General features: G+C 73.3%; 15 protein-coding genes and 5 pseudogenes. 11 read left to right on the top strand and 9 right to left on the bottom strand.

The window, feature by feature from the left end:
- Position 1 precedes the first annotated feature (1 nt).
- The 4 genes and pseudogenes from LNW71_RS13010 (at position 2) to LNW71_RS12995 (ending at position 3,098) form a co-directional block, all read left to right on the top strand.
- Positions 2–749, top strand: a pseudogene (locus LNW71_RS13010) (LamB/YcsF family protein).
- Positions 746–1,435, top strand: a complete 690-nt coding sequence (locus LNW71_RS13005) for an allophanate hydrolase subunit 1 (RefSeq protein WP_374119395.1) — start codon at positions 746–748, stop codon at positions 1,433–1,435. Before LNW71_RS13010 ends, LNW71_RS13005 begins: the two are co-directional and overlap by 4 nt.
- Positions 1,432–2,298: a biotin-dependent carboxyltransferase family protein gene (locus LNW71_RS13000; protein ID WP_250968387.1), complete on the top strand. Its 867-nt coding sequence runs from the start codon at positions 1,432–1,434 to the stop codon at positions 2,296–2,298. The genes LNW71_RS13005 and LNW71_RS13000 overlap by 4 nt, the downstream gene beginning before the upstream one ends.
- A 140-nt stretch (positions 2,299–2,438) precedes the next feature.
- On the top strand, positions 2,439–3,098 hold the full coding sequence (locus LNW71_RS12995; protein WP_250968386.1) for a GNAT family N-acetyltransferase: 660 nt from the start codon (positions 2,439–2,441) through the stop codon (positions 3,096–3,098).
- Positions 3,099–3,132: 34 nt separating this feature from the next.
- Here LNW71_RS12995 and LNW71_RS12990 read toward each other — a convergent pair.
- Positions 3,133–5,332 (bottom strand): annotated as a pseudogene (locus LNW71_RS12990) (heavy metal translocating P-type ATPase).
- A gap of 344 nt (positions 5,333–5,676) precedes the next feature.
- Here LNW71_RS12990 and LNW71_RS12985 point away from each other — a divergent pair.
- Positions 5,677–6,366 carry a copper homeostasis protein CutC gene (locus LNW71_RS12985; protein WP_250968385.1) on the top strand — a complete coding sequence of 230 codons (690 nt, stop codon included), beginning with the start codon at positions 5,677–5,679 and terminating at the stop codon, positions 6,364–6,366.
- A 347-nt stretch (positions 6,367–6,713) separates the two neighbouring features.
- Positions 6,714–9,385, top strand: a pseudogene (locus tag LNW71_RS12980) (glycoside hydrolase family 9 protein).
- Positions 9,386–9,438: 53 nt separating this feature from the next.
- Here the strand turns inward: LNW71_RS12980 and LNW71_RS12975 are convergent.
- Entirely contained in the window at positions 9,439–11,526 is a 2,088-nt protein-coding gene (locus LNW71_RS12975; RefSeq protein WP_250968384.1) for an ATP-binding domain-containing protein, read from the bottom strand.
- Between the two features lie 382 nt (positions 11,527–11,908).
- On the opposite strand from LNW71_RS12975, the gene LNW71_RS12970 reads away from it, so the two are divergent.
- Complete coding sequence (locus LNW71_RS12970; protein WP_250968383.1) at positions 11,909–12,097, top strand: hypothetical protein; 189 nt, start codon at positions 11,909–11,911, stop codon at positions 12,095–12,097.
- A gap of 25 nt (positions 12,098–12,122) precedes the next feature.
- Here the strand turns inward: LNW71_RS12970 and LNW71_RS12965 are convergent, their stop codons facing one another.
- Entirely contained in the window at positions 12,123–13,766 is a 1,644-nt protein-coding gene (locus tag LNW71_RS12965; RefSeq protein ID WP_250968382.1) for a DNA repair helicase XPB, read from the bottom strand.
- A gap of 694 nt (positions 13,767–14,460) precedes the next feature.
- Positions 14,461–16,912 (bottom strand): annotated as a pseudogene (locus tag LNW71_RS12960) (helicase C-terminal domain-containing protein).
- A gap of 75 nt (positions 16,913–16,987) precedes the next feature.
- Between LNW71_RS12960 and LNW71_RS12955 the strand changes: the two are divergent.
- Both LNW71_RS12955 and LNW71_RS12950 read left to right on the top strand, forming a co-directional pair.
- A complete protein-coding gene (locus LNW71_RS12955; RefSeq protein ID WP_250968381.1) occupies positions 16,988–18,010 on the top strand; it encodes a hypothetical protein in 1,023 nt (340 codons plus the stop codon).
- A 583-nt stretch (positions 18,011–18,593) separates the two neighbouring features.
- On the top strand, positions 18,594–19,217 hold the full coding sequence (locus LNW71_RS12950; RefSeq protein ID WP_374119394.1) for an HAD family hydrolase: 624 nt from the start codon (positions 18,594–18,596) through the stop codon (positions 19,215–19,217).
- A gap of 92 nt (positions 19,218–19,309) precedes the next feature.
- Here the strand turns inward: LNW71_RS12950 and LNW71_RS12945 are convergent.
- Positions 19,310–19,533: pseudogene (locus LNW71_RS12945) on the bottom strand (hypothetical protein).
- A 159-nt stretch (positions 19,534–19,692) separates the two neighbouring features.
- Between LNW71_RS12945 and LNW71_RS36130 the strand changes: the two are divergent.
- Complete coding sequence (locus tag LNW71_RS36130; RefSeq protein ID WP_285802107.1) at positions 19,693–20,076, top strand: cold-shock protein; 384 nt, start codon at positions 19,693–19,695, stop codon at positions 20,074–20,076.
- A gap of 19 nt (positions 20,077–20,095) precedes the next feature.
- Here the strand turns inward: LNW71_RS36130 and LNW71_RS12935 are convergent, their stop codons facing one another.
- The 4 genes from LNW71_RS12935 to LNW71_RS12920 are packed head-to-tail and all read right to left on the bottom strand — an operon-like array spanning position 20,096 to position 23,611.
- Positions 20,096–20,953 (bottom strand): 1,4-dihydroxy-6-naphthoate synthase, encoded by an 858-nt coding sequence (locus tag LNW71_RS12935; protein WP_250968379.1) that lies wholly within the window; start codon positions 20,951–20,953, stop codon positions 20,096–20,098.
- Positions 20,934–21,638, bottom strand: a complete 705-nt coding sequence (locus LNW71_RS12930; RefSeq protein WP_250968378.1) for a futalosine hydrolase — start codon at positions 21,636–21,638, stop codon at positions 20,934–20,936. Before LNW71_RS12930 ends, LNW71_RS12935 begins: the two co-directional genes overlap by 20 nt.
- A 29-nt stretch (positions 21,639–21,667) precedes the next feature.
- Positions 21,668–22,147 carry a DUF2771 domain-containing protein gene (locus tag LNW71_RS12925; RefSeq protein ID WP_250968377.1) on the bottom strand — a complete coding sequence of 160 codons (480 nt, stop codon included), beginning with the start codon at positions 22,145–22,147 and terminating at the stop codon, positions 21,668–21,670.
- A gap of 27 nt (positions 22,148–22,174) precedes the next feature.
- Positions 22,175–23,611 (bottom strand): MFS transporter, encoded by a 1,437-nt coding sequence (locus tag LNW71_RS12920; protein WP_250968376.1) that lies wholly within the window; start codon positions 23,609–23,611, stop codon positions 22,175–22,177.
- A 419-nt stretch (positions 23,612–24,030) separates the two neighbouring features.
- Between LNW71_RS12920 and LNW71_RS12915 the strand changes: the two genes are divergently transcribed.
- A complete protein-coding gene (locus LNW71_RS12915) occupies positions 24,031–24,963 on the top strand; it encodes a DUF3027 domain-containing protein (protein ID WP_250968375.1) in 933 nt (310 codons plus the stop codon).
- Positions 24,964–25,352: the final 389 nt, after the last annotated feature.

Below are 25,352 nucleotides of genomic sequence, written 5' to 3'. Positions count from 1 at the left end.
CATGGACCTCAACGCCGATCTGGGCGAGGGGTTCGGGCGCTGGACGCTCACCGACGACGAGGCGCTGCTCGCGTGCGTGACCAGCGCCAATGTGGCGTGCGGCTTCCATGCGGGGACCCTCGGTGATGCGCCGGGTGTGCGACACCGCGGCAGCCCGAGGCGTACGGATCGGCGCTCAGGTGTCGTACCGCGACCTGGCAGGCTTCGGCCGCCGCTCGATGGACGTGCCCGCCGCCGAGCTGACCGCCGAAGTGGCTTACCAGATCGGTGCGTTGCGGGTGTTCGCGGAGTCGGCCGGTGCCACGGTGTCGTACGTCAAGCCGCACGGTGCCCTCTACAACCGCGCGGTCCGCGACGACGAGCAGGCCGCTGCGGTGATCGAGGGCGTCCGGCTGGCGGGCGGCGACCTGGCCGTTCTCGGGCTGCCCGGGTCCCGGCTGCTCGCGCGGGCCGCCGAAGCGGGGCTGGCCGCCGTCGAGGAGGCGTTCGCCGACCGCGCGTACACCCCGCAGGGCACGCTCGTGCCGCGCGGGGAGCCGGGCGCGGTCGTGCACGACGGGGACGAGGTCGTGCGCCGCAGTGTCGGGTTCGCGGTGGACCGGAGTGTGACCGGGGCCGACGGCGTACGGATTCCGGTCGTCGCCCGGTCCCTGTGCGTGCACGGCGACACTCCCGGAGCGGCGGCGCTCGCCCACCGGGTGCGGGCCGCGCTGGAAGAGGCGGGCGTCGTGGTCCGGGCGTTCGCGTGAGTGCGCGGACGCCGGGCGGGGCGGGGCACCGGCCGCCGGTCGTGCTGCCGGCCGGCCCGGACGCGCTGCTGGTCGAGCTGGGGTCCGGGGAGGAGACGGAGGCCTTCCACGCCGAGGTGCTGCGCCGTCGCGCGGCCGGGGAACTGCCCGGTGTGCGCGAGGTCGTGCCCGGCGCGCGGACGGTCCTGCTGGACGGCATCGCGAGGGACGCGGCGGGCCTGGCCCGTGAGCTGGCGTCCTGGCGGGTACCGCCGCTGCGGCGCGGCACCGGCGGACTGGTGGAGATCCCGGTCGTCTACGACGGTCCGGATCTGGCGGACGTCGCCGACGCCTGGGGAGTCGCCGTCGCCGAGGTGGCCGGTCTCCACTCCGGGACCGAGTTCCGGGTCGCGTTCTGCGGGTTCGCGCCGGGCTTCGGCTACCTGACCGGTCTGCCGGACCACCTCCACCTGCCGCGCCGGGCGACTCCGCGGACCCGGGTGCCGGCCGGTTCGGTGGCGCTGGCGGGCCCTTACGCCGGTGTGTACCCGCGCAGGTCTCCCGGCGGCTGGCAGCTCATCGGCCGGATGCCGGACCCGGCCGCGCTGTGGAACCCGGACCGCGAACCGCCGGCGCTCCTGGAGCCGGGGGCGCGGGTGCGGTTCGTCGAGGTCGAGGCAGAGGCAGGGGCGGGGGTGGCGGCGTGAGCGCGGGTCTGGAGGTGGTCAGGGCCGGGTTCCTGACCACCGTGCAGGACGAGGGCCGCTTCGGTTACGCGCACCTGGGGGTGGGGCGGGCGGGCGCGCTGGACCCACCCGCGGCCCGGCTCGCCAACCGGCTGGCCGGCAACCCCGTGAGCGAGGCGCTCCTGGAGACGACCGTCACCGGCTGCGCGGTCCGGCCGGGCCGCGCGGTGCGGGCGGTCGTCGGTGGCGCGCCCTGCCCGGTGACGGTGGACGGACGGCCGGTGGCGTGGGGCGCGGTGGTGCACGTACCGGCGGGTGCGGTGCTGGAGGCGGGAGCGGCGACGTACGGACTGCGCAGCTACCTGGCCTTCGCGGGCGGTGTGCAGCCCGAGCCGGTGCTCGGCAGCCGGTCCGCCGACCTGCTCTCCGGGCTGGGCCCGCCGCAGTTGCGCGACGGCGACGTGCTGCCGCTGGGCCCGCCGCCGGCCGGGGACGTCCCGGCCGCCGGCGCGGTGCCGTGGCCGGCGATGCCCACCGAACTCGTGCTCCCGGTGCACCTGGGCCCCCGCCACACCTGGTTCACGCCGGCGGCCCTGCACACGCTCGCCACGGCGGCGTTCCGTGTCTCCCCGCAGAGCAACCGCATCGGCCTGCGCACCGAGGGCCCGGCGCTGGAGCGCGCCCGGGCGGGTGAACTGCCCAGCGAGGGCATGGTGCTGGGCGCGGTCCAGGTGCCGCCGGACGGCCGCCCGGTGGTGTTCCTCAACGACCACCCGACGACGGGCGGCTACCCGGTGGTGGGCGTGGTGCCGGAGTCCGAACTGGCGGCGGCGACGCGGGCGGATGCGGGGACGGTGGTGCGGTTCGTGCTCAGCGGGCGGTGAACTCCGCCGGGCACGCGGCACCCGGCCGTACCGCGATCCGGACGGCAGGCCCGGGTGCGCCGATATTCGCGCGACACGGCCCGGTGCCTCTGGAACGCTACGGGGCGCAGGGGCCGTGCGGCGGACTGAATGGGTGAGCAATGGGTTTCACGTTGGCGGGACCGGTTCTGGAGGGCACCCGGGTGAGTCTGGAGCCACTGGAGCACCGGCATGCGCAGGATCTGCTCCGGGCGGCACAGGAGGACCGGAGCTCGTACCGGTTCACCTGGGTGCCCGGCCCCGGCCAGGTCGACGCGTACATCGATGAGCAGCTCGCCCGTGCCGCCGCCGGGAAACTGGCTCCGTACGCGCAGGTGGACCGGGCCTCCGGGCGGGCCGTCGGGGTCACGGCGTACTGGGAACCGCGGCACTGGCTGGACGAGGACACGCTGAGCGCGATCGAGGTCGGGTTCACCTGGCTCGCCGCGTCCGCGCAGGGCTCGGGTGTGAACGCCGAGGCCAAGTACCTGCTGTTCCGGCATGCGTTCGAGGTGTGGGGGGTGTCGCGGGTCGATCTGAAGACGGACGCCCGCAACAGCCGCTCGCGGGCCGCGATCGAGCGGGTCGGTGCCCGCTTCGAGGGCGTGCTGCGGAACTGGTCCCGGTCGTGGGCGCCGGGCGAGGACGGACAGCTGCGGGACTCCGCGATCTTCTCGATCACGGCCGAGGACTGGCCGCGGTGCCGGGCGGGGCTCGAAGAGCGCCTCGCGCTCGGCCGGCCCGGCGGACGGCCGGAGGCCCGGCTCCCTGCCAGGAGCTGAGTCCGGCCGCCCGCGGGCGGGGGCCTTCGGCCCGCTACCTCCCCGCCCGGAACCGGCGCAGTCGCAGCGAGTTGCCGACCACGAACACCGACGAGAACGCCATCGCCGCTCCCGCGATCATCGGGTTCAGCAGGCCGGCCGCGGCCAGCGGCAGTGCGGCCACGTTGTAGGCGAAGGCCCAGAACAGGTTCGTGCGGATCGTGCCCAGCGTCCTGCGTGACAGCCGGATCGCGTCGGCGGCGGCCCGCAGGTCTCCGCGGACCAGGGTCAGGTCGCCCGCCTCGATCGCGGCGTCCGTGCCCGTGCCCATCGCGAGCCCCAGGTCGGCCTGGGCGAGGGCGGCCGCGTCGTTCACGCCGTCGCCGACCATCGCGACGGAACGCCCCTGCGCCTGGAGGCGCTTGACGACATCGACCTTGTCCTCAGGCATGACCTCGGCGTACACCTCGTCGATGCCGACCTCGGCCGCGACGCTCTGCGCCACTGCCCGGTTGTCGCCGGTCAGCAGGATCGGTGTCAGACCGAGTGCGCGGAGCCGCTCGACGGCCTCGGCGCTGGTGTCCTTGACCGCGTCCGCCACCTCCAGGACCGCCCGTGCCTCGCCGTCCCAGGCGACCGCAATCGCGGTGCGCCCCGCGGCCTGCGCCTCGGCCTTGCGGCGGGCCAGTTCCACCGGGAGGCAGATCTCCCACTGTGCGAGCAGCTGCTCGCGGCCCACGAGGACGGCGTGGCCCTCGACGGTGCCTTGGACGCCGAGGCCGGGGATGTTGGTGAAGTTGTCGGGGTGGGGAGGGGGTGGTGGTGCGGTTGGTGGCTGCGGTGGTGACGGCTTGGGCGAGGGGGTGTTCGGAGGCGTGTTCCAGGGCGCCGGCGAGGTGGAGTGCGTGGGTTTCGGTGGTGCCGGGTGTGGTGTGGATGGCGAGGAGGGTCATTTTGCCGGTGGTGACGGTGCCGGTCTTGTCGAGGACGATGGTGTCGATGCGGCGGGTGGTTTCCAGGACTTCGGGGCCCTTGATGAGGATGCCGAGCTGGGCGCCGCGTCCGGTGCCGACCATGAGGGCGGTGGGTGTGGCGAGGCCGAGGGCGCAGGGGCAGGCGATGATCAGTACGGCGACGGCGGCGGTGAACGAGGCGGTCAGGTCGTCGGTGATCAGCAGCCAGGAGACCAGGGTGGCCAGGGCGATGAGCAGGACCACCGGGACGAAGACCGCGGAGATCCGGTCCGCGAGGCGCTGGGCCGCCGCCTTCCCGTTCTGCGCGTCCTGGACCAGCTTCGCCATCCGGGCCAGCTGGGTGTCCGCGCCGATCCGGGTCGCCTCGACGACGAGCCGGCCGCCCGCGTTCAGCGTGGCGCCGGTGACCGGGTCGCCGACGCCGACCTCTACGGGCACGGATTCGCCGGTGAGCATGGACGCGTCCAGGGCCGAGCTGCCCTCGACGACCGTGCCGTCGGTGGCGATCTTCTCGCCCGGCCGGACCAGGAAGCGGTCCCCGACCCGGAGGTCCGCCGTGTCCACGGTCCGCTCGCGGCCGTCGCGCAGGACGGTGACGTCCTTGGCGCCCAGTTCGAGCAGGGCCTTCAGTGCCGCGCCCGCCTTCCGCTTGGAGCGGGCTTCGAAGTAGCGCCCGGCCAGGATGAACGCGGTGACTCCGGCGGCGGCTTCGAGATAGATGTTTCCGGCGCCGTCGCTGCGGCCGATGGTCAGCTCGAAGGGGTGCGTCATGCCGGTCATGCCGGCGGTGCCGAAGAACAGCGCCCACACCGACCACAGGAATGCGGCGGAGGTGCCGACCGAGATGAGCGTGTCCATCGTGGCCGCCCCGTGCCGGGCGTTGGTCCACGCGGCGCGGTGGAAGGGCCAGCCGGCGTAGGTGACGACGGGCGCGGCGAGCGTCAGGGAAAGCCACTGCCAGTTGTCGAACTGCAACGCCGGGATCATCGCCATCGCGATCACCGGTACGGCGAGCAGGACGGCGGTGACCAGTCGCTGCCGCAGCGGGCGGAGCTCGTCAGCCTCCGTCGCCGCGGCGGGTGCGTCCTCGCGTACGGCAGGAGCGGGCTCGTGCGCGGTGTAGCCGGTCCTCTCGACGGTGGCGATCAGGTCCTGCACGGAGACGCCGGGGGTCGGGAAGCTGACCCGGGCCTTCTCGGTCGCGTAGTTGACGGTGGCCTCGACCCCGTCCATGCGGTTGAGCTTCTTCTCGATGCGGGCCGCGCACGAGGCGCAGGTCATGCCGCCGATGGCGAGCTCGACCTCTGCGGCGCCCGTGCCGGTGGCGTCACTGGTGCCGGTGGTGGCTGCGGTCTGCGCGGACACGGGGCCTCCTCGGTAGGTGTTCACTGATACCGTTCTTATACCCCTGGGGGTATCTGCTACTCATTCAGGTATACCCCCTCCCCTATGGACACGCAAGGGTGATCGGCTGCGACCGGACGGTCCGCGCCCGTCCGGTCGCCTGTCGTGCGTCTGACCTCGCGTATCTTCACGTGCACAGTGAGGCTGCGCGGTCGGCCTACCGACCCGTAGGCTGGCCATTGGACTAGACCTATAGCTGCTTCCTGGAGGATTGGGTTCCCATGAGCAACCGTGCAGTCCTGGAGGTGATCGCTCTCGACGCGGAGGACGCGGTCGCTGCCCAGGCGGGTGGTGCGGACCGGCTTGAGCTGGTCACCGACATGGCGGCGGACGGTCTGACCCCGTCCTGTGCGGCCTTCGCGACGATCCGCGCCGCGGTGGACATCCCGCTGCGGGTGATGCTCAGACTGGCGGACGGCTTCGCGGCCGGCGACATCGACCTGCTCGTGAGCAAGGCCCTGGAGCTGCGGGCCGAGGGTGCGGACGAATTCGTGCTCGGCTTCCTGGACGCGGACGGCCGTCCCGACCTGGTCGCGGTCGAGCGGATCATCGCCGCGCTGGACGGCTGCAGTTGGACGTTCCACCGTGCGATCGACCGGGCCGCCGACCGGGACGCCCTGCGCAAGGCCCTCGCGGACCTGCCGGGGCTGGACACGTATCTCACCGCGGGATCGGCCGCCGGAGTGGACGACGGTATCCCGACGCTGCTGGTCGAGGCGGCGCGCAAGGGTGAGCCGGGGTACGAGCCGCAGATCCTCGTCGGCGGCGGGCTGCGGCTCGACCATCTGCCGGAGCTGCTGGACGCGGGCATCGACGCCGTGCACATCGGCGGCGCCGCCCGGCCGGACGGCTGGTCGGCGCCGGTGGACCCGGCGGCGGTGCGCGAGTGGCGGGACATGCTCGACGCGTAGGGCCAGGTCGCGCGCAGGTGGTGCGGGCGGGGTGGGTCGCCGTGGTCACGGCGTCCTGCCCCGCCCGTCCCGCGTTCACGGCGGCCCGCCGCGCACGATCGGCGTTCGCGGTGGCCCGCCCGGCCCGCCTCGCGCCCGGCCCGTCCCGGGCGCCGCTGCCCGGCAGGCTCGTGCTGTCGCGACCCTGGCGCAACAAACACCACGGGCTTCACAATGGCCTGACGGTGTGGGAACGCTCCCACGCTGCCTCCCCGGCTGCGTTCCACGCTACTGGGAGCGCTCCCACGCCTTGATATCGGCCGCGTGCCGAACCGCCACCCCCGCCACCCCCTACCGAAAGGCCACCGGTGAACGCCTCTTCGCCCCCGCCCCCCACCGGACGCACCCGCGTCCGGCGCGGGCGTCACGTGCTCGGGACCTTAGCCGTCGCCGTACTGTTCGGCGGCGTCCTCACCGCGCCCGGTGCCGCCGCGGCCACCGCGTCCGCGGGGGATGCCGCCCCCGGCCCCGCCCCCGAGCAGATCACCAACGGCGACTTCGCCGCCGGTACCGCCCCTGGTGGTGGACGGCCAACACCACCGCGGCCGTCACCGACGGCCGGCTCTGTACCGACGTGCCGGCGGGGACCGCCAACCCCTGGGACGTGATCGTCGGGCAGAACGACATCCCGCTGGTCGCCGGGGAGGCGTACACCCTCACCTACACCGCCACCTCCACCGCTCCGCTGTCCATCCACACCAATGTGCAGCTGGCCACCGAGCCGTACACCACGGACCTCTCGGCCACCGACCAGATCGGCGCGGACGCGACCCCCGTCACCCATGTCTTCACCGCGACCGCCGACCGCGACGCCGCCCAGCTCGCCTTCCAGATAGGCGGCAACGACGAGGCGGCCACCTTCTGCCTCGACGACGTGTCCCTGCGCGGCGGCGCCGAACCGCCCGTGTACGTGCCCGACACCGGCTCGCCCGTCCGCGTCAACCAGGTCGGCTACCTCCCGAAGGGGCCCAAGACCGGCACCCTGGTCACCGACGCGACCACCCCGCTGCCGTGGGCCCTCAAGGCGGCGGACGGATCGACCGCCGCGACCGGCACCACCGTCCCGGGCGGCGTGGACCCGACCTCGCGGCAGAACGTCCACACCTTCGACTTCAGCGACGTCACGGCCGCCGGGGACGGCTACACGGTGGAGGCGGACGGCCAGGTCAGCGAGCCCTTCTCGATCGGCGCCGGCCTGTACGACAGCCTGCGCGGCGACTCGCTGGCGTACTTCTACCACAACCGCAGCGGCATCGAGATCGACGCCGGCCTCGTCGGTGCGCAGTACGCAAGGCCCGCAGGCCACCTCGGTGTCGCGCCCAACAAGGGCGACACCGACGTGCCCTGCCAGCCGGGTGTCTGCGACTACCGGCTCGATGTGCGGGGCGGCTGGTACGACGCCGGTGACCAGGGCAAGTACGTGGTCAACGGCGGCATCGCGGTGGCCGAGCTGATGGACACCTACGAGCGGACCCTGACGGCGGACGGCGCGGAGTCCGCCGAGCTCGGCGACGGCGCGCTGCGGGTGCCCGAGCACGGCAACGACGTGCCGGACATCCTCGACGAGGCGCGCTGGGAGCTCGACTTCATGATGCGGATGCAGGTCCCGGCCGGGGAGCCGCTGGCCGGCATGGTCCACCACAAGGTGCACGACGCGCAGTGGACCGGCCTGCCGATGCTGCCCCATCTGGACCCCCAGCAGCGCGAACTGCACCCGCCGACCACCGCCGCGACGCTCAACGTGGCGGCCGCCGCCGCCCAGTGCGCCCGGCTGTTCGCCCCGTACGACGCGGACTTCGCCGCCCGGTGCCGTACCGCCGCCGAGAGGGCGTGGACCGCGGCGAAGGCGCACCCGGACGTGCTGGCCGACCCGGCCGACGGCGTCGGCGGCGGCACCTACGAGGACAGCGACGTCCGGGACGAGTTCTACTGGGCGGCGGCCGAGCTGTTCACCACCACCGGCGACGACACCTACCGCCAGGCGCTGCTCGGCTCCCCGCTGCACGGGGACACGGACGCGGTCTTCCCCGCGGACGGCGGCATGTGGTGGGGCGAGACCGCCGGTCTCGGCGTGCTCACCCTGGCCACCGTCCCCAACGACCTGACCCCCGCGCAGCTCACCCAGGTCCGCTCCGTGGTCACCACGGCCGCCGACCACTACGCCCAGGAGTCCGAGGATCAGCTGTACGGGGTGCCGTACGCCCCGGCGGACGAGAACTACGTCTGGGGTTCCAACAGCCAGGTGCTCAACAACATGGTCGTGCTGGCCACCGCCGCCGACCTCACAGGCAAGGACCGCTACCGCGACGCCGTACTGCGCGGCGCCGACTACCTGTTCGGCCGCAATCCGCTGAACCAGTCCTACGTCACCGGGTACGGCGAGCGCAGCTCCGAGAACCAGCACCACCGCTTCTGGGCCCACGAGAGCGACCCCGACCTGCCCCACCCGCCCCCCGGCTCCCTCGCGGGCGGGCCCAACCTCACCGCGCCCGCCTCGGGCGACCCGAAGGCCGCGGAGAAGCTCAACGGGTGCGCGGCCGCCATGTGTTACCTCGACGACAACGGCTCGTACGCCACCAATGAGGTCGCCATCAACTGGAACGCGCCGCTCGCGTTCGTCGCCTCCTACCTGGACGACAGCGGGGACGGTACGGGCCCGGCCCGCGCCTGCCGGGTCACGTACTCCTCGCACCCGTGGAGCACCGGCTCGACCACCACGGTGACGGTGAAGAACACCGGCACCGCGGCGGTCACCCCGTGGGCGCTGACCTGGCTGCTGCCCGGTGACCAGCAGCTCACCCACACCTGGAGCGCACGGCTGGACCAGCACGGGCGTACGGTCACCGCCGCGCCGCTGTCCTGGAACCGCACCCTCGCGCCGGGAGCGTCGGTCGACTTCGGGTTCAACAGCAGCGTCTCGGGTGCGGCCGCCGACCCGGGCACGGTCAAGCTGAACGGGAGGGCCTGTACGACGGGCTGACCCCGGCGCGGAGTGCGGGGCGGCGGACGGCCGCCCCGCACTCCGGCCCCGGCTCAGAGGCTGCCCTCTTGGCCCAACTCATCCGGCAGCGGCGACGCGTGAAGCACGATCAGCCCGGACACCGCACGGGTCAGCGCCACGTACAGCCGGCGCAGGCCGGTCCGCTCGTCCGGCTCCCCGTCGACCACCGCGGCCGGTTCGTCCAGCACCACGTAGTCGTACTCCAGGCCCTTGGCCAGCGACGCCGGGACCAGGGTCAGCCGGGACTCGGCGGTGGTCTCCTGGCCGGGGGAGAGATAGGCGTGGCCCGCTGCCGTCAGCGCGTCCGCCAACGCCGGGATGCGCGCGTCGGCGGCGATCAGACCGGTCGAACCCTCCTGCTTCAGCGACTCCTCGCAGGCCGCGACCACCGCCGCGTCCAGCGCGTCCGTGCCGGCCACCTCCCGTACCGACAGCGAGCCCGGCGACTCACGTACCGACTCGACGGCCGCCAGCCCCGGCGAGATCACCGGCAGCAGCCGGGACGCGTACGCGATCACGTCGCGCGGCACGCGGAAGCCGGCGGTGAGCTCCTCCACCACCGCGTCGGACTTGCCCAGGTGGTGCAGCGCCTGCGCCCAGCTCTGCGTAGACCACGGCGTCGTGCCCTGCGCCAGGTCGCCGAGCACCGTGGCCGAACCGGTCGAGCAGCGCCGGCCCACCGCCCGGTACTGCATGGGGGAGAGGTCCTGGGCCTCGTCGATCACGACGTGGCCCAGCGAGTGGGTGCGCGCCACCAGGTCGTTCGCCTCGTCGATCAGTACCGCGTCCGCCGCCGACCACTTCGCGGCCCTCACACTGCGGGCGGGCTTGGTCCACAGGATGGTCTTCTGCTCCTCCTCGGTGAGCAGCCCCTGCGCCTGCGCGGCCAGGAACTCCGGGTCGGACAGCAGCCGCAGCACCAGCTTCGACGGTTCGACCGCGGGCCAGACCGCCTTCACGGCGGCCTTCACCGCGGGGTTGCGCGCCACCGCGTTCTGCACCCGGTCGTCGGGTGCCTCGCCGGCCTCCTCCATCCGCACCAGCACGGCATGGGCGATGCGCTGCGGCAGCGCCTCGTGCGCCGCGCCGTAGCGCATGTCGCGGGCCAGCAGCTCCTGGACCATCTCCTCGATCTCGTACGCGGGCACCCGCCAGCGCCGCGAACCGCGCACCACCATCACGGGCTCCGTCGGCATCGTCACGTGCGACCGGATCGCCCGCCGCAGCACCTCCGCCATCCGGGCGTCACCCTTCACGACGGCGGCCCGCGCCTCGTCCGTGCCGCGGACCTCGATGTGTGCCGTCACCAGGTCGTCGACGGTGGCCTGCTTGACCTCCAGCTCGCCGAGGGCCGGCAGCACCTGCTCGATGTAGTGCAGGAAGGACCGGTTCGGCCCGATGACCAGCGTGCCGGTGCGGGCGAGCCGCTCGCGGTGCGCGTACAGCAGATACGCGACCCGGTGCAGGCCGACGGCGGTCTTCCCGGTGCCGGGCCCGCCCTGCACACAGACGGAACCGCCGAGCTCGCTGCGGACGATCTCGTCCTGCTCGGGCTGGATCGTCGCGACGATGTCGCGCATCGGGCCGACGCGTGGCCGCTCGATCTCCGCCTGGAGGAGCTTGCTGGTCCGCGCCGTCTCGGTCGGGTCGGTGAGGTGCTCGTCCTCGTACGCGGTCAGCTCGCCGCCGGTGTAACCGAAGCGGCGCCGCTGGCCGACGTCGAGCGGGTCGTTGCGGGACGCCCGGTAGAACGGCTGGGAGACCGGTGCGCGCCAGTCGATGACCATCGGGTCGCCGCCGGCGTCGTGGACGTGGCGCCGCCCGATGTAGAACTGCTCGCCCTCCGCGCCCTCGGCCTGCTCGGCGCCGACCACGTGGAGGTAGTCCAGCCGCCCGAAGAAGAGCGGGGTGTGGGCGAGGTCGGCGAGGGATTTGATGCGGTCGGTGATCTGGGCCTGCAGTACGGCCGCGTTCACCCAGTTCGCCGTGACATCGCGGATGTCCAGGGCCTGGGCGTCCTCACGCATGGCGCGCAGCGCGGCGCGCGAGGCGGCGAGATGGGCGCGCTCATGGGCGAGGGGATCGGTGGTGGTGTCGCTCTCGTGTTCGTGCGCGGGCACGGTGTTGCCTCCGGCATTCAACGCAGGACGGCGGGCCGCACCTCGTCCCCGGTGACTGTTCGGGGGCGATGCGGTCCGCTCGGGGATCGATCACTGGTACGCACGCGGGGCGTACGTACGGCTGTCGGCCGGTTTCCGTCCGGTCGGCGGCGCTCCCCCGGCTGCCGGCACGAGCCCTTGCGGACGGCCGGTACCACGGTGCGGGAGGCGGGCAGACCGGCGATTGTATCGACGGGCCCACCGGGGCGCGAACCAATATCGCGGCCGGTGCGGGGTCCGTCCCGTAGGGGACGGCATGCGACCGGAGGGGTAGGCGCGGCCGTCCGGGCTTCCGTCTGCGGGCCGACGCGGCTACGGGTGCGGACGGAGCACCATGGAAGACATGAGCACCGTCATCCTGAACCCGAGAAGGACCGGCCCCGCGCACGGCGCGACCGCGGCCACCGGTCACCACCACAGCCACCGTGCCGGTGACGCCCTGCGCGCCGTCAGGGTCTTCGTCCGGGCCGCGTTCGGCGTCGTCGTCCTCGGTGAGTACGCGGAGGAGGCGGGCGTCCGCCGCACTCGCTGAGCACGGCACGCCCCCGCCCCGGCCGTCAGTTGTCCGTCAGCAGCTCGTCCGCGTCCACGATCCGGTACGCGTAGCCCTGCTCGGCCAGGAACCGCTGGCGGTGGGCCGCGAAGTCCTGGTCGATCGTGTCGCGGGCGACCACGGAGTAGAACCGGGCCTCGTGCCCGTCCGCCTTCGGACGCAGCACCCGGCCCAGCCGCTGGGCCTCCTCCTGGCGCGAGCCGAAGGTGCCGGACACCTGGATGGCGACGGTGGCCTCGGGCAGGTCGATGGAGAAGTTCGCCACCTTCGACACGACCAGCACGCTGATCTCGCCCTCCCGGAACGCGCCGAACAGCTTCTCCCGCTGGGCATTGCTCGTCTCGCCCTTGATCACCGGGGCGTTCAGATGCTCACCCAGCTCGTCGAGCTGGTCGATGTACTGCCCGATGACCAGCGTCTGCTCGCCCTGGTGCTTGCGCACCAGCGCCTCGGTGACCTTCCGCTTCGTCGCGGTCGTCGCGCAGAACCGGTACTTCTCCTCGGGCTCGGCGGTGGCGTAGGCGAGCCGCTCGCTGTCCGTGAGATTGACCCGCACCTCGACACAGTCCGCGGGCGCGATGTAGCCCTGCGCCTCGATCTCCTTCCACGGGGCGTCGAACCGCTTGGGCCCGATCAGCGAGAAGACGTCCGACTCGCGGCCGTCCTCCCGCACCAGGGTCGCGGTCAGCCCGAGCCGGCGGCGCGCCTGCAGGTCGGCGGTGAACTTGAAGACGGGCGCGGGCAGCAGGTGCACCTCGTCGTAGATCACCAGACCCCAGTCGCGGGAGTCGAACAGCTCCAGGTGCGGGTAGACGCCCTTGCGACGGGTCGTGAGCACCTGGTACGTGGCGATGGTGACCGGGCGGATCTCCTTGCGGGTACCGCTGTACTCGCCGATCTCCTCCTCGGTCAGCGAGGTCCGCTTGATCAGCTCGTGCTTCCACTGCCGGGCGGAGACGGTGTTGGTGACCAGGATCAGCGTGGTCGCCTTGGCCTGCGCCATCGCGCCCGCGCCGACGAGCGTCTTGCCCGCGCCGCAGGGCAGCACCACGACACCCGAGCCGCCGTGCCAGAAGCCCTCGACGGCCTGCTGCTGGTAGGGGCGCAGCGCCCAGCCGCTCTCGTCCAGCTCGATCGGGTGCGCCTCGCCGTCCACGTAACCGGCGAGGTCCTCGGCGGGCCAGCCCAGCTTCAGCAGCGTCTGCTTGACCTGCCCGCGCTCGGACGGGTGCACGGCCACCGTGTCGGGGTCGATCCTGGTGCCGACCAGCGGCTGGATCTTCTTCGACCGGAGGATCTCCTCCAGGACGGGCCGGTCGGTGGAGGTCAGCACCAGGCCGTGGACCGGGTGCTTGGAGAGCGTGAGGCGGCCGTACCGGTCCATCGTCTCGGCGATGTCGACGAGCAGCGCGTGCGGTACGGGGTAGCGCGAGTACTTCACCAGCGCGTCGACGACCTGCTCGGCGTCGTGTCCCGCGGCCCGCGCGTTCCACAGCCCGAGCGGGGTCAGCCGGTAGGTGTGGATGTGCTCGGGCGCGCGCTCCAGCTCGGCGAAGGGCGCGATCACACGGCGGCAGGCGTCGGCCTGCTCGTGGTCGACTTCCAGGAGCAGCGTCTTGTCGCTCTGGACGATGAGGGGTCCGGTCACGCGCTTCGGCCCTTTCTGCGGGGCCGCCCGGGGGCGGCGGGGTGGCCAAACCTCCAGTGTGCCGTATTCGCGGGGCGGGGTGGGGGTTCGTGGGGGGCCCGGCCCCGGGCTGGGGGGTTTGTCCTCAATCGCCGGACGGGCTTGAGTGGTGTCGGGTGCCGCGTGGGGTGCCCGGCCCCGGGCGTATCGGTTCCGTCCTCAATCGCCGGACGGGCTTGGAGTGGTGCGGGTGTCCCCGTGGGGTGCGCTGTGTTGGGTGGGTGGTGGTCCGGTGCCCCTCCGGGGCGTCTCCTCAGACGACGAACGTTCCGCGGGTACGCGAGGGGGCCCGGGTATCTGTTCGTCGTCCTGCGGGGACTCCCCTGCACGGCCCCGGACCGGTCCGTCCCGCGTCTGCGGCAGTCGTGGGGCCGGTGTGCAGACGCGATCGATGCAGGGGGTGGGGACGTGCAGGGGAGTCCCCGCAGGGAATGGCGTAGGACCCGGGTTCATGGCGTTGCGGGGTGCCACGCCATTTCTGAGGAGACGCCCCGGAGGGGCACCACCCCCCACCCACCGGGCACAGCGCACCCCGCGGGGCGACCCGCACCACTCAAGCCCGTCCGGCGATTGAGGACGGAACCCCGAACCAAGGGGACCCGCACCCCACGAGGCCCCCGCACGGGGACCCCGCACCCCGCAAGCCAGCCACCGCTTAAGCGCTCTGGTCGTCGGCCAGTTCTGCGACGCCGGTGATGCGGTGGAGGGGATACGTGCGGACCTCGTCGGCCGTGTGGTCGTACGCCGTCACGTAGCCGCCCTCGACGCGGACCGGCGCGATGACGCGCTGGCTGGCGGCGCCCTCCGCGTTGACGTAGCCGATCCAGATCGCGGAGCCGGTCATCGCCGCGGCCTGGACGGTGACGAGGGTCTCGGCGGAGGTGCTGCGGGGCAGTGCGCCCGTGGGGGCCGCGGGGCCGGTCTCCTTGTGGACGACCGTGGCGGCCGTGTCCCCGGCCCGGATCGCCCGGACCGCCGCACCCAGCAGGGTGGGATCGGGGACCGGCGGCCCCTCGGGACGGGGCGGGGGCCGAGCGGGGCGGGGTGCGGCGGGCGCCCGCGCGGGTGATCAGGACGTCGCCGTCGGCGGACTCCGCGGCGGGCGCGTAGCCGAGCTCGCGCAGGCCGTCGAGGAGCGAGGCCGGGTCGATCTGGGCGGCCAGGGCAGTCGGCGCGAGGCGGCGCAGCCGCAGGGTGGCCGAGCGCTTGTCGGCGAGGATCTCGTTGAGGACGGCCTCGTCGTCGCAGCGCACGTACGAGGAGGCGGCGCCGATCCGCAGATGGCCGTGGCGGCGGGCGACGTCGTCGATGAGGTAGCTGAGGGGCTGCGGCACCGGCGTACGGCTGTGTGCGGTGAGGAAGGCGTGCAGGTCGGCGGCGGACTGCCCGGCGTCCAGGGCGCGGCGCACCGAGCCCGGGGTGAACCGATAGACCGTGGCGCCACCCTTCGACTCGATGTCCGCGACGGTGGCGAGCATGTCCGCGAGGGGGCGCTCCAGCGGGCCCGGGGCGACGGCGGTCAGGTCGGCCTGGAGCAGGACGTGGTCGAGCGGTTCCGGGATGAGCGGGGCCAGCCGGGCGGCGGCCTCGGCGGGTCCGGCGTACAGCAGGGCGCGGGACTGCGAGGCGAGGGCGCCGCGGCCCGTGATGCCGAGGAGCTCGGACTCGTTCAGCGTCCACAGGGCGATCCGGGACCGCAGGTCGGTGGTGTCCCCGGCGGATGCGGAGGCACCGCGCAGCGGGCGTTCCCAGCGGAGCCGGGCGAGCACGGTCTCCGGGTCGGGGGCGGTGCCGTGGGGCAGCTCGGCGAGCAGGGCCAGTACCCGGTGGCGGACCTCGGGCGCGGCGGAACGGTCCAGGTCGGGGCCGAGCGTGGACAGGGCGCGGCCCTTGGCGTCCTGGCCGCCCACCAGTCCCGCGGTGCGCGTGGCGGCGAGCCAGGCGGCGGCGAGGCGTACCCAGCGGTCCTGGGCGGGGAGGTCGGTCCAGTCGTCGTACGCGGGAGTAGGCGCGTACCGCTCGTCGGCCTCCCCGTCGGAGGCCAGCAGCCCGGCGGCGTGGGCGAGTTCGATCCAGAACGCGGCCACGGGTTCCGACACGTCGAGGACGGCCGCGGTCTTCTTCAGCTCGCGGACGCTGAGGCCGCCGGCCCGCAGTATGGCGGGCCCGCCGCCGTTCCAGCTCTTCAGGAGCTCCTCGACGGTGGACACCGACAGGAACGCCTGGCCCGCCGCCGCGCTGTCCACAGCCTGTGGATCGCGTTCGGCCACGGCGACCACCGCGGGCGGCTGCGGCTCGGGCACCCGGTGGGCGCGTCCGGCCCGCAGGTGCAGGGCGGCCTCGCGGGGCAGCACGACGGTGCGGGTCGACACGGGCAGCAGCAGCCCGCGGTCGCGCAGCCACTTCACGGGCGGGGTGGGGTTCGGGGTCACCTCGCCGTACGGCGGGCCCCAGACCAGCCGGTCCAGCACCGACAGCGCCTCCACGGGTGCGGTGTCGAGGAGTTCGCCCATCCGCACGCGGTCGGTGAAGAGCGCGGCCAGGGCGGTCACCGCGGAGACCGGGTCGTAGGTGGCGGGCAGCCCGGCCGCGACCAGGATCTCCTGGAGCCGGCCCGGTGACATGCCGGAGGTGGCCTCCGCGACAGTCGGGCCCAGGCCGGTGGGGGAGGGGTGCTGCGGTGACGGCGAGAGGAGCTCGCGGGCGGTCCGCACCAGGTGCAGCCGCTCGTCCTCGCCCCAGACGAGGGCCTGTTCGCGCAGGGTGGTCAGGGACCCGGGCAGCGCGTCCACGATGGCCGCGCCGGCGTCGCCGCGGAGCTCGCCGTCGTCCCGGCCGTCACCGGTGAGCAGGCCGAGCAGGGTGTCGTAGGGAGCCGGGTCGGGTGCGACCGCGAGTGCCTCGGCGGTCTGCAGGGCGAACCGGTCGAGGTGTTCCAGGGCGCGGACGACGGAGGCACGGGTGCCGGCACGCGTCGCGAGCTGGGTGATGTCGTTGGGCACGGGGTTGAGGAGATCGGGGCGGGCACGCAGCAGCCCGGCCAAAGACTCGTCGTCCCGGGCGCGCAGAGCCTCGGCGAGCGTCCGCGGTGGTGTGGTCATCCCCATCCGTCCCACGGTAGTCGCTCCGGACAGGCCCGAGGACGCTACCGTCGGTGCAGGGCCGTAGAGGGGAACCATCGCGTGGGGATCGAGAGCGATCAGCTGGTCTTCGACTACCTCAGCCGGGTCGGGGACCTGGCGCAGCAGCAACAGCTGTCCTCGGGCACCCGGATGAGGCTCGTGACGGCGCTGCGGGGCGAGATCGACCGGCAGCGGGTGAAGCAGGCCGCGGACACGCCGGGGGCGGTGCGCCGCATCATCGGGACGCTCGGCACCCCCGACGAACTGGTCGCGGCGGCGGCCACGTCGGCCGACGGAACGGTAGCGCTGCCGCAGGCGCCGGACTGGGGCGCCGCGGAGGCGGGCGGGATCCCGCGGCCGCGCCGGGCGAAGCTCCGGAAAGACAGTTCGCGCAAGGGCGCGTCGGAGGTGCGGGGCGAGGCGTCCGGGGCGTCACCCGGGCCGGCGCCGTCCGCGCCGCACCGCGCGGGCACGGACGAGCTCGGACCGTCCGGGAGCGAGGCGGACTGGTGGCGCGTCGATCCGGGACCCTTCGGTGAGTTCGGCGCGGGGACCGACGTACCGGGGTTCCGGGGCGGGGTGGAGATCCCGGCGGTGCTGAGGCCGCCGGTGGCGGCGGAGGACGAGGACGAGGAGTTCGAGGACGACGAGGAGGAGCCCGAGGAGGGGTACGAGGCGGCGGCCCCGGCCCGGCGCCGCCGGCTCCCGAGGCTGCGCCGCCGCCGGAGCGGCGAGGAACGGGCGCCCCGCGGCTTCTCCCACCCGCTGCTGCTGCTCGCCGCCGGCCTGCTGGTGGCCGGCGCGGTGATGGGCTCCCTGCTGGCCCTGGCGGGCGGCTGGCTGCTCGCGTACAGCTCCCGCCGGATGTCCCGCACGGAGGCGAAGTGGGCGGCGATGGGGGTACCCGGGCTGGTCCTGGCGGGCGGCCTCGTCTGGCTCTGGGGCCGCCTGGACGGCCGCTGGGGCAAGCCGATCCCCGAACACGGAATGGCGGACGCGCTGAGCGGGGTGTGGCCGGTGGTGGTCCGCGTGGCAGCGGTGGCCTCGGCCCTGTTCCTGGTCTGGCGGGCGCGGCGGCGGTAGAGGTCCCCGTGGGGCGCGGCGTCCCCGTGCGGGGTGCCTCGTGGTGTGCGGGTTCCCCCGTTGCGCGGGGTTCCGTCCTCAATCGCCGGACGGGCTTGAGTGGTGCGGGTCGCCCCGCGGGGTGCGCTGTGTTCGGTGGGTGGGGGTGGTGCCCCTCCGGGGCGTCTCCTCAGAAATGGCGTGTTCACCCGGGTCCGCGAGGGACCCGGGTCGTACGCCATTTCCTGCGGGGACTCCCCTGCACGTCCCCACCCCCTTGCATCGGTCGCGTCTGCACACCGGCCCCACGACTGCCGCAGACGCGGGACGGCCGGTCCGGGGCCGTGCAGGGGAGTCCCCGCAGGACGACGAACAGATACCCGGGTCCCTCGCGTACCCGCGGAACGTTCGTCGTTTGAGGAGACACCCCGGAGGGGCACCGGACCACCACCACCCGGGCAGCGCACCCCGCACGGGGCACCCGCACCACTCCAAGCCCGTCCGGCGATTGAGGACAAAACCCCCAGCCCGGGGGCCCGGGCCAGAGCCAGGACCCCCCGAAACCGCAGCCCGCACGGGGCCCCCGCACCGCACAATGGATGGCATGGCTTCGCAACCGCTGACGGTCGGCTTCGACCTGGACATGACGCTCATCGACTCCCGGCCCGGTATCAAGGCCGCCTACCTGGCCCTCTCCGCCGAGACGGGCGCGGTGATCGACACCGATCTGGTGGTGAGCCGGCTCGGCCCGCCGCTGGAGGACGAGCTGGTGAACTGGTTCCCGGCCGCCGAGGTGGCCGCCGTGGCCGACCGCTACCGCGAGATCTATCCCACATACGCGATCGCCCCGACGCTAGCGATGCCCGGCGCGCGGGAGTCGGTGGAGGCGATCCGTGAGCTGGGCGGCCGGACGATGGTCGTCACCGCCAAGTACGAGCCCAACGCGAAGCTGCACCTCGCGCACCTGGGGATCGAGCCGGACGTGATCGTCGGCGGCCTGTGGGCCGAGGCGAAGGCGCAGGCGCTGCGGGAGCACGGGGCCGGGGTGTATGTGGGCGACCACACCGGCGACGTGCGCGGCGCGCGGGTCGCGGGCGCGCACTCGGTGGCCGTGACGACCGGCCCGTGCGACGGGGCCGAGCTTCGGGCGGCGGGGGCGGACGTGGTGCTGGCGTCCCTGACGGAGTTCCCGGCCTGGCTGCGGGAATTCGCCGGCCGGCCCGCGTAGCCCCCGTTCCGCCGTCAGCCGCCGAACGGGCGGCCACGCCCCCGCCGCCGGACGGGCGGCCACGCCCCCGCCGCCCGGGGCGCGGCGGCCCGTTATCGCGCCGGTGCCCCCGCCCGTACCGAGCGGATCACGCCCGCGGCGGCGATCAGGAACCCCACGCCCATCAGCATGCAGACCGCATACGCGACGGACGGGAACGGCTCGGTGCCGAGGAACAGGGGGCCACGGTGACCAGCGTGGCCACCGCGCCGACGAAGAAGACGATCGCGCCGACCCGGACCAGCCGGTCACCGGCGCCAGAAGGAGAAGTACTCACCCGGTCAGGGTAGTTCTTTCCGGACACAGTCCGGATGACCAGGGTTGACGAGGGGTACTTCATCTGTGGAGGCTTCTGCCAGCAGGGGAGCGCGACCTTAGAACGGCCTGACCTGCTGAGGCTTTGTTCCGGCATACGGGTTGAGATGGGGTGCGTGCTTTGCCGACTGGCAAGGTCAAGTGGTTCAACAGCGAGAAGGGCTTCGGCTTCCTCTCCCGCGACGACGGCAGTGACGTCTTCGTGCACTCCTCCGTGCTCCCCGCCGGAGTCGACGCCCTCAAGCCCGGCCAGCGCGTCGAATTCGGCGTCGTCGCGGGACAACGCGGTGACCAGGCACTTTCCGTGGCCATCCTCGACCCCACCCCGTCCGTCGCGGCCGCCCAGCGCCGCAAGCCGGACGAACTGGCTTCGATCGTGCAGGACCTGACGACCGTGCTGGAGAACATCACGCCGATGCTGGAGCGCGGCCGCTACCCCGACAAGGCGGCCGGCGCCAAGATCGGCGGCCTGCTCCGCGCGGTCGCCGACCAGCTCGACGTGTAGGACGGCTGACGCGCGGGGCTCAGGGGGACGACAGCGCGTCCGGGGCGAGGGGCGGGACAAGCCCCTCGGCCGCGGCGCGCGTCAGCAGGCCGCGGATGGCCGCGTAGCCGTCCTCCCCGAGGTCGGCGGTGAATTCGTTGACGTACAGCCCGATGTGCTGGTCGGCGACGGACGGGTCCATCTCCTGCGCGTGCGCCAGCACGTACGGCCGGGAGGCCTCCGGGTCGTCCCACGCCATCCGTACCGACGTGCGCACCGACTCGGCGAGCCGCTCCAGCGTGTCCGCGCCCAGCGACCGCTTGGCGATGATCGCGCCGAGCGGGATCGGCAGCCCGGTCGTGTCCTCCCAGTGCCGTCCCATGTCGGCCAGGTTGTGCAGGCCGTAGTTCTGGTACGTGAAGCGTGCCTCGTGGATGACGAGACCGGCGTCCACCTTGCCGTCCCGTACCGCCGGCATGATCTCGTCGAACGGCATCACGACGATCTCGCCGACCCCGCCCGGCACCACTTCCGCGGCCCAGAGCCGGAACAGCAGGTACGCGGTGGAGCGCTCGCTCGGCACGGCGACGGTCTTCCCCGTCAGGTCCGCGCCCGCCTCCTTGGTGAGGACCAGCGGACCGCAGCCCCGTCCCAGCGCGCCGCCGCACGGCAGCAGCGCGTACTCCTGAAGGACCCAGGGCAGCACCGCGTACGAGACCTTGAGCACGTCCAGTTCGCCGCGCTCGGCCATCCCGTTGGTGATGTCGATGTCGGCGAAGGTGACATCGAGGGCGGGCGCGCCGGGGACTCTTCCGTGCACCCAGGCGTCGAAGACGAACGTGTCGTTCGGGCACGGCGAGAAAGCGATCCGGAGCGGGTCAGGAGTCGTTTCGGTCATGGTGGGTCCAGCCTTCCAGTACGGGTATGAGCTTCCCGAACGCGTCGGTGAGCGCGGCCAGCGCGTCGCCGATGCGCCAGGCGTCGCGGTCGCGGGGGCCGACGGCGTTCGAGACGGCCCTGATCTCCAGGACGGGCACGCCGATCCGGTCGGCCGCCTCCGCGACCCCGAACCCCTCCATGGCCTCGGCGACGGCGCCGGGGTGCGCGGCGAGCAGGGCGGCGGTGCGCGCGGCGCTGCCGGTCACGGTGGAGACGGTGAGGATGTCGCCGGTCACCGCACCGGTGGCCGAGGCCGCTTCCCGTACCAGCGCGGGCGGTGGCGCGATGCGGTCGCGCCCGAAGCCCAGCGCGGTGACGGGCACGAACCCGTCGGGTGTGTCGGCGCCCAGATCGGCCGCGACGATCGCCTGCGCGACGACGAGCGAGCCGAGCGGGGCGGCGGGGGCGAACCCGCCGCCGATGCCGGCTGAGATCACCAGGCAGTAGCGGTCCGAAGCCAGGGCGAACGCGGCGGCGGCCGCCGCAGCGGCCGGTCCGGCGCCGCCCGCCAGGACGTCGAAGGGGCCGGCGCGGTGGATCTCCGCGCCCGGCACCGGGAACACCGACACCGCGGAACCGTCCCCGAACGCACGCGTGACCGCGTCCCGTTCCACCGGGACAGCGGTCACGACAAGCACACGCACGGGAGGAGGCCTCCGAGGGCAGGAGGGGGTCAGTCGGTCTTCTTGAGCTCGAAGTGCCAGATGCCGGTCAGCTTCTTGCCCTTCGTCTCCACGATGCTGATCTGCGTCTTGCTCGTGGTCGCGCCGCTCTCGCTGGAGAAGAAGGCGCTGCCCGGGATGGACCGGTAGGTCTTCTTGTACGGCTCCTGCTCGGCCTGCTGGCCGTTGATGAAGAGCGTCCAGCCGTTGTCGGCGACCTCGGGGTCCACGCCGAAGCGGACCTTGTCGTCCATCGCGACCTTGACGGACTTCTCCGCCTTCTTGTTGAGGCAGCCCTGGGTGTCGGACTCGTTCAGGGCCTTGCCGTCGTTGTAGCAGGACGCCTCGGTACTCACCGAGTTGTCGCCGACCGTCACGGTGGCGAGCGGCGTCGGCTTGTCGCAGGCGGAGAGGACAAGGAGTCCCGCGGACACGGCACCAAGAGCGACGCCGATTCGACGGCCCTTACCGGAGAAGAACGCAACGGTCATGGGCCGAAGGCTATCGGTCGCTCCGGCTCACGCCACGCGGGGGTGCGGCGAGCCGCGCCGCGCGGTGCTCAGCAGCCCCCGTACGGAGGCTCCCGCACCGAGCGCGAGGATGCCCGCGGCGACCGACATGCCCAGTACGCCGTTGAGGGGGAGGGCGATGCCGATCGCGCCGCCGACCACCCAGGCCATCTGGAGCAGTGTCTCGGACCGTGCGAACGCGGAGGTCCGCACCTCCTCCGGCACATCGCGCTGGATCATCGCGTCCAGCGACAGCTTCGACAGGGCCTGGGTGAAGCCGGCCATCGCGGCGAGCGCGGCGACCATGACGGTGCTGAAGAAGATCGCGGCCAGCACGGCGACGCCGAGTGCCAGGCCCAGCACCGAGGCGATGATCACCTCAGGGCCGCGGGCCCTGAGCCAGGAGCCGACCGCCGTGCCCAGCGCGTTGCCCGTCCCGGCGGCCACGCCGACGATGCCGAGCGAGACCGCGGCGCTCTGGCCGGCGAGCGGCTGCTCGCGCAGCAGGAACGCCAGGAAGAAGATGAGGAAGCCGGAGAGCGCGCGGTGCGCGGCGTTGGCCTGGAGCCCGTGCAGGACGGACGGGCCGACGGAACGCAGCCCGGGGCGCTTCTCCCCGTTCTTCTCCTTGGACCTGGCAGGTTTCTTTCCGGCCTTGGGCGTGGCGGATGTCCGCAGCGGTTCGGGCCGGACGGCACCCTCGCCGTGCGGCGGCACCAGATGCGCCTTGCTCTCGCCCTTCGCCGAGTCCACCTTGGGCGGCATGGTGAACGCCAGGACGGCGCCCCCGACGAAGATCGCGCAGGCGCCGTACAGCGGCCACGGCGGGCCGATGGACTGCAGCCCGGCGCCGATCGGAGCGGCCGCGCCCGTCGCCAGCAGACCGGCCAGGGTGACCCGTGAGTTCGCCTTCACCAGCGAGAAGCGGGGTGGCAGCAGACGCGGTACGACGGCGCTGCGCACGACCCCGTACGCCTTCGAGCAGACCAGGACGCCCAGGGCCGCCGGATACAGCTCCAGGCCGCTGGTGGCGACCGCGCCCGACATGGTGAGCGCCAGCAGCGCACGGGCCAGCATGGAGCCCGCCATCGCGGCGCGGCGGCCGTGCGGCAGGTGGTCCAGGAGCGGGCCGATGACGGGGGCGAGGACGATGAACGGCGCCATCGTGACGGCGAGGTACAGGGCGACCCGGCCGCGGGCCTCGTCGGTCGGTACGGAGAAGAACACCGTGGACGCGAGGGCGATGGTGATCATCACGTCGCCCGCGCCGTTCACCGCGTGCAGCTCGATCAGTCTGCCCAGCCCGGACTCGCCGGCGCCGTGGGCATGAGTCGCCTTCCGGATGCCTCTGGCGGTTCCGGTGAACGGCGTGTGGAGGGCATGACCGATCGACCGGCCTGTCCTGCGGAGCGGGCCGGCCCCGTCGTGCGACCTGGCGGAAGCCACTTGGTCATACTGCCCCAGTCCCAGGCATTGCGAACCGAGATCGGCGCGGGGCGTGCTGCGGACCGCCCCGTCGGGTCAGTGATCGGCCAGGTGGCAGGGGGTGCGCGGGTGCGGATGCCGGTGGCCGGGCCGCGCTCTTTACACGGGACACGGCACCGGATACGGCGCCGTTTGGGACGGGCAGGTGGGCGGGAAGCGGCGGAGAGGGTAGCGTGCGTAGCGCGCCACCGGCGGTTGTTCTTGGCCGCGCGCCTCTCGGCGATCCCGCAGAATGGGTTGCAGAAGGTGCGCCCGAGGCAGGCACAACGGGTGTGGACGTCGACGCGGCCCCCAGGTCCGCTCCGCCCGCAACCGAATGGCCGAAATCGATGGATGTGCTGGCGCGCTCGTGAGACTGGCGTAGGAGAGAAGCGAGACCTGTGAGTGCTGCGACGACGCGAAGCCGTACGGCCCGTACCCCTGTTCCCGACCGTTTGTGCGCCGAGGCAGTAGACCTCGCCCGCGCGGCGGCCGAGGAGGCAGCCGCGCCAGGGGTCGTGGGTGAGCATGTGGACGTGGTCCCCGAGGGGGACCGGGTGGTCACGCACTACTTCGAGTGCAAGGACCCGGCTTACCGGGGCTGGCGCTGGGCGGTGACGGTCGCCAGGGCCTCCCGCGCGAAGAACGTCACGCTGGACGAGACGGTGCTGCTGCCGGGCGGCGAAGCGCTGCTCGCGCCGGAGTGGGTGCCGTGGAGCGAGCGGCTGCGGCCGGGTGACATGGGGCCGGGCGACCTGCTGCCCACCGAGGCGGACGATCTGCGCCTGGAGCCCGGGTACACCGGCGACGACGAGCTGCCGCCCAACTCCGCGATCGCCGCGGTCTCGGGTGAGCTGGCGGATCTCGTCGAGTCGGAGGACGCGGAGCTGACGACGCGCCCGGACGCGCCGCGCCGCGGTTCGATCGCGGCGGTCGCGGACGAGCTCGGCATGCGGCGTGCGCGGGTGCTGTCCCGGTACGGGCTGCATGCGGCGGCCGACCGCTGGGACGAGGGTTTCGGCGCGAAGACACCAATGGCCCAGGCGGCTCCGGCCTCCTGCGTGTCCTGTGCCTTCCTGGTGCCGCTCGCGGGCTCGCTGAAGCAGGCCTTCGGGGTGTGCGCGAACGAGTTCGGTCCGGCGGACGGGCACGTGGTGTCCCTGTCGTACGGCTGCGGTGGGCATTCGGAGGCGGCGGTGATGCCGAAGCCGCCGAAGCCGGCGCCGCATGCGCTGGACACGATGCAGGTGGATGAGTACCCGCTGCGGCCGGCTCGGGATTCCGGCTCGGTGCCGGTGGAGTCGGATGCGGTGGAGGATCTCGGCCACTCCTGAGGCCGGTGGCCGCGGGAGCGTGTCCCGCGTGCCGCGGGGCTCTTCCGTGTGACGCGGGGGCCTCTTCCGCGTGCGGCGGGGGCCATTCCGTGTGCCGCGGCCTGCTCCGGCGTGCCGGTTCCGTCCTCAATCGCCGGACGGGCTTGGTTTGCCGTGCGGGCTTCGGTGCCTGCTGGTTTTGTCCTCAATCGCCGGACGGGCTTGAGTTTGCCGTGCGGGTTTGAGTTGCCGTGCGTGTTTGAGGGGGCTACGGGCGCGCGCCTGGGGGCTGATCAGCCCGTCCGGCGTTTGAGGACGGAACCGGGGCTGTGGGGAGCGGGGCAGTCGGTTCCGGGCTGCTCTGGTGGCATTCCAGCCCGTCCGGCGATTGAGGACAGCGCCGCACCCCC

The sequence above is a fragment of the Streptomyces sp. RKAG290 genome, assembly GCF_023701695.1.
Classification (GTDB): Bacteria; Actinomycetota; Actinomycetes; order Streptomycetales; family Streptomycetaceae; genus Streptomyces.
Note: the sequence above shows the minus strand (reverse complement) of the source record. Positions and strands in the feature narration are given on the sequence as shown.